The organism is Streptacidiphilus pinicola, assembly GCF_003258295.1.
GTDB classification, from domain to species: domain Bacteria; phylum Actinomycetota; class Actinomycetes; order Streptomycetales; family Streptomycetaceae; genus Streptacidiphilus; species Streptacidiphilus pinicola.
On the sequence record NZ_QKYN01000264.1, the window covers coordinates 1 to 4,132 of the forward strand.

A 4,132-nucleotide genomic window follows, 5' to 3' on the forward strand; every position below is an offset into this window, starting at 1 on the left:
CGCCGCTCGGGCGGCGGCGCGGGCCCGCGCCTCGCGCTCGGCGCGCGCGGCGCGGTCGAGCCCGTCGGCGCGACCGCTGAGCCCCCGGACGCGCTCCTCGTGCGTGCGCACGGCCAGCCGGGCCTCCATCTCGGCCGCGCGGGTGCGGGACGCCTCGGCGTCGAGCCGGTCCCGGGTAGCCGTGTCCGGCTCCTCGTCGGCGGGCAACTCCTCGGCGACGAGCAGCCGCTCCTCGAGCTCGGCGAGCTCCATCGCGGCCTGCTCCTGCGCGTCCTCCGCCTTCGCCGCAGCGGCAGCGAGCCGCTCCGCCTCGCCGGCCGCGCCGCGTGCCTGCCCCGCGAGCCGTCCGACCTGCTGCGCGACGGCAGCCTTCTCCTTCTCGGCGGCCCGCCGCGCGACGCTGATCTCCTCGACCCGCCCGGCGATCTCCTTCCGCCGCGCGGTCGCCTGCTCCAGTTCCCCGCGCAGCGCCTCCCGCCGCCCGGCCAACGCCACCAACCCGGCCTCGGCCTCGTCGACCGCCGCCTGCGTCTCCAGCACGCTGGGCGCCCCGGCGGACCCGCCGTACGCATACGCGGCCCCGAGCACGTCCCCATCGGCGGTCACGGCCACGAGCTCGGGCCTCGCCCCGACCACGGCCTCCGCCTCGGCAAGCCCGTCGACGACGACGTACCCCCGCAGCAGCGCCCGCGCGGCGGCCACGAGTTCATCCGAGCCGGACACGAGCGCCGCAGCCCACACCACCCCGGCGGGCAGCCCCTGCGCACCCCCGGCACCGGAGCCTGCCGCGGCGAAGCCGTCGGGAGGTGCGGCGCCGTCCGGTGAGGCGATGAGCAGGGCCGCGCGGCCTGCGTCGTCCTTGCGGAGGAGCCGCAGGGCGTCGGCCGCCGCGCCCACCGAGCCGACGGCGACGGCGTCCGCCGCGCGGTCCAAGGCTGCGGCGACCGCCGTTTCCATGCCCGGGGTGATGGTGAGGTGGCCGGCGGCCGGGCCGAGGAGGCCGGCGAGGTGGTCGGTGGCGGAGAGGAGGGCTGCGGTGCCGTCCTTGCGGCGCAGGGCCAGGGCGAGGGCGTCGCGGCGGGCGGTGAGGGCCGCGTGTTCGCGGTCCGCGGCGGCGAGGGACTCACGGGCTCGGGACTGGGTCTCCTCGGCGGTGGCGAGCTCCGCGCGCAGCGCGGCGTGCTCCTCGTCGCGGGCCTCGTCGGCCGAGTCGAGCGTGTCGGACTGGGCCTGCAGGGTCTCATACTCCTCCTGCGCGGCCGCCGCCCGCTCCAACGCGGCGTCACGCGCCTCCGCGAGGCGGCCGATCTCCTCGGCCGAGCCGGACGCGCGCGAGCGCGCCGCCGCGACCTTGCCCTGCAGCCGGGCCAGGCCCTCCCTGCGGTCCGCCAGCGCTCGCGCCGCGGCGCGCAGCGCCTGCTCCTCGGCCTGCAGCTCCCGCTCCAGCTCCGCCCGCCGCTCCACCGTCTCCGCGAGGGCGTACTGCGCCTCCTCCAGGGCCTCCTGCAGCTCCGCCTCCTGCTCGCGGATCCGCGCGGCCTCGCGCTCCATGTCCTCCGGGTCGCGGCCGCGCCGCTCCTCCCCCTGCGGGGTGCGCGCGTGCCGGACCTTCGCCTCCGCGAGCCCGATGGTCCCCCGCACCCGCTCCGCCAGCGAGGAGAGGTCGAACCAGGTCTGCTGCGCGAGCTCGACCGCCGGGCCGAGCTGCGCGACCTGCGCCTCCAGTACCGCCTCGCGCTGCTGCAGCTGCGTCAGTTCCTGCTCGACGCCGCTGCGTCGCAGCCGCAGCGCCATCTCGTCGGCGATCTCCTCCTCGACGGCCTTGCGCAGCGTCACCAGGTCGTCGGCCAGCAGCCGCAGCCGCGCGTCGCGCAGGTCGGCCTGGATCACCGCGGCCCGGCGCGCTATCGCGGCCTGCCGGCCGAGCGGCTTCAGCTGACGCCGCAGCTCGCCGACGAGGTCCTGGACGCGGGTGAGGTTGGCCTGCATCGCGTCCAGCTTCCGCAGCGCCTTCTCCTTGCGCTTGCGGTGCTTGAGGACGCCCGCGGCCTCCTCGATGAAGGCGCGGCGGCCCATCGGGTCGGCGTGCAGCACGGAGTCGAGCTGCCCCTGGCCGACGATGACGTGCATCTCCCGGCCGATGCCGGAGTCGGAGAGCAGCTCCTGGATGTCGAGGAGCCGGCAGGTGTCGCCGTTGATGGCGTACTCGCTGCCGCCGTTGCGGAACATCGTCCGCGAGATGGTGACCTCGGCGTACTCGATGGGCAGCGCGCCGTCGCTGTTGTCGATCGTGAGCGCGACCTCGGCGCGGCCGAGGGGGGCGCGGCCGGTCGTGCCGGCGAAGATGACGTCCTCCATCTTGCCGCCGCGCAGCGACTTCGCGCCCTGCTCGCCCATGACCCAGCTGAGCGCGTCCACGACGTTGGACTTGCCGGAGCCGTTGGGCCCGACGACGCAGGTGATGCCCGGTTCGAAACGCAGCGTGGTCGCGGAGGCGAAGGACTTGAACCCGCGCAGCGTGAGGCTCTTCAGATGCACCGGCGCCGACCTCCTGTCCCACGACTCGGGGACACCCTAGCCGCCGGCACCGCCCGAGCCGGGTGACGGCTCGGTTTCATCGACGTGAGTAAGGGGCATCTACCTGTTGAGGGGTCAACGATGCGGGGAACGACGAAGGGACGCCGAGTAGGCGTCCCTTGCACTATCCAGTGACGATGCCGACTGTTCCTGACCTACGCGGAAAGGTCAGGTTCAGGCGAGCACCGGCTGGGTTGCGTCCATGCGGAGCAACTGCTCGTGATCCGCGACGGCCTGCAGCGCATCGTTCTCGGCCTGGATACGGACGAGCTCGGATTCCAGGTCCTGGACACGCTGCTGGAGACGTCGCATCTCGGCGAGCAGTCGGGGGTCGGGTCCGCCGACGTAACCGAGAAGCGCCTTTGCCATGATGGATGGTCCTCCACGCTGAGTGACCGACCGCGATGTGGGGTCGTGTGGGGTGAGCCGCACCGGAGCGCTCGCCCGAACAAGGCTGTACGGGGCCGATCAGCCCTGAGCGGACGTACGGGTGCGCGGGTTTCCAGCGTCTCACCAAACGCGCAGACGGTCAACACGATCACAGCGTGCTACCTGAGTCGTCCGGCATGCGCGGCGGAGTTGTCACGCTGCGTGTCTCGGCGACTTCGCTGGTGCGCAGTCAACCACGCGATGGCCAGAAGCGCAACTGGCAGGAAACCGGGACTGGGCCGATGGGGTGGCGGGGGCCCGCACCCGGCGTGACCTCAGCGGATGGCGAAGCCGTCGTAGTCGGTGTCGGCTTTGCCCCACAACTCGGTGACGCCGTCCACGCGGCCGGGCGTGTCACCGTGGCGCAGCAGGGCGAGAAGTTGCTCACACTGCTCGCGACTCCCCTGCGCGACGACCTGGACCCGCCCGTCCCCCAGGTTCGAGGCGTAACCGCGGAGCCCGATCTCCAGAGCACGGGACCTGGTCCACCACCGGAAGCCCACCTGCTGCACCCGCCCGCGCACCCAGGCGGTCATCCGCACCGCCGCAGCCTCTGCATCCATGCGCGCCAGTCTCTCATTGGTGATCGAACCGCCGAGTGCTCCGCGGATCAGACCCGGGTGGTGAACCAGGCGAGATGGTCCACCATCGACAGCATCGCCCGGGGGCTCGACCCGCCCGGCACCACGCCGGTCGCGGTCCGCCCCTCCAGCCGCCAGTCCATCGCCAGGGCGCGCGTCCGTGCCAGCACCTCGGGGGTGAACAGGGCCGTGCCCGCGTCGGGGTCCTCCGCGTAGCCGCGCAGGCCCGCGAAGAGCGGTCCGTGACCGCCCTCGGTCCAGATCAGCCGGCCGCCCGCGGCGGGCGGTCGGGCGTCGGCGGGGTCGGTGGTCGTGTCGAGCGAGGCGGTCGGCAGCGTGCGCGGCAGTTCGACGACGGCCACGGTGTACCAGCGCACGGTCGGGTGCCGACTCCCCCCGCCGAACCGGTGCCCGACCCGGAACGCCTCCGCGCTCCCGCCGTCCGGCAGCGGGCCGTGCAGCAACAGGTCGTAGACGTTGTCCGCCCAGTCGAACGGCCGGTGCCCACCCTGATACCGCTCGGCCAACGCCCGCGTCTCCCGCCC

Annotated in this window: 4 protein-coding genes; all 4 read right to left on the minus strand. The window is 74.1% G+C overall.

Annotation, left to right across the window (positions count from 1 at the left end; genetic code table 11):
• Positions 1–2,538: chromosome segregation SMC family protein (locus DN069_RS38870; protein ID WP_111507946.1), on the minus strand; the 2,538-nt coding region annotated here is incomplete at its 3' end.
• Between the two features lie 213 nt (positions 2,539–2,751).
• Positions 2,752–2,946 (minus strand): hypothetical protein, encoded by a 195-nt coding sequence (locus tag DN069_RS38875; RefSeq protein WP_111507947.1) that lies wholly within the window; start codon positions 2,944–2,946, stop codon positions 2,752–2,754.
• Positions 2,947–3,281: 335 nt separating this feature from the next.
• Positions 3,282–3,569 carry an acylphosphatase gene (locus DN069_RS38880; protein WP_111507948.1) on the minus strand — a complete coding sequence of 96 codons (288 nt, stop codon included), beginning with the start codon at positions 3,567–3,569 and terminating at the stop codon, positions 3,282–3,284.
• Positions 3,570–3,616: 47 nt separating this feature from the next.
• On the minus strand, positions 3,617–4,132 hold a 516-nt coding region (locus tag DN069_RS38885; RefSeq protein WP_207892422.1), incomplete at its 5' end, for a hypothetical protein.

Excerpts from the sequence above, each read along its gene's own strand:
- DN069_RS38880 (WP_111507948.1), bottom strand. The coding sequence starts at position 3,569 with ATGGATGCAGAGGCTGCGGCGGTGCGGATGACCGCCTGGGTGCGCGGG.
- DN069_RS38875 (WP_111507947.1), bottom strand. The coding sequence starts at position 2,946 with ATGGCAAAGGCGCTTCTCGGTTACGTCGGCGGACCCGACCCCCGACTG.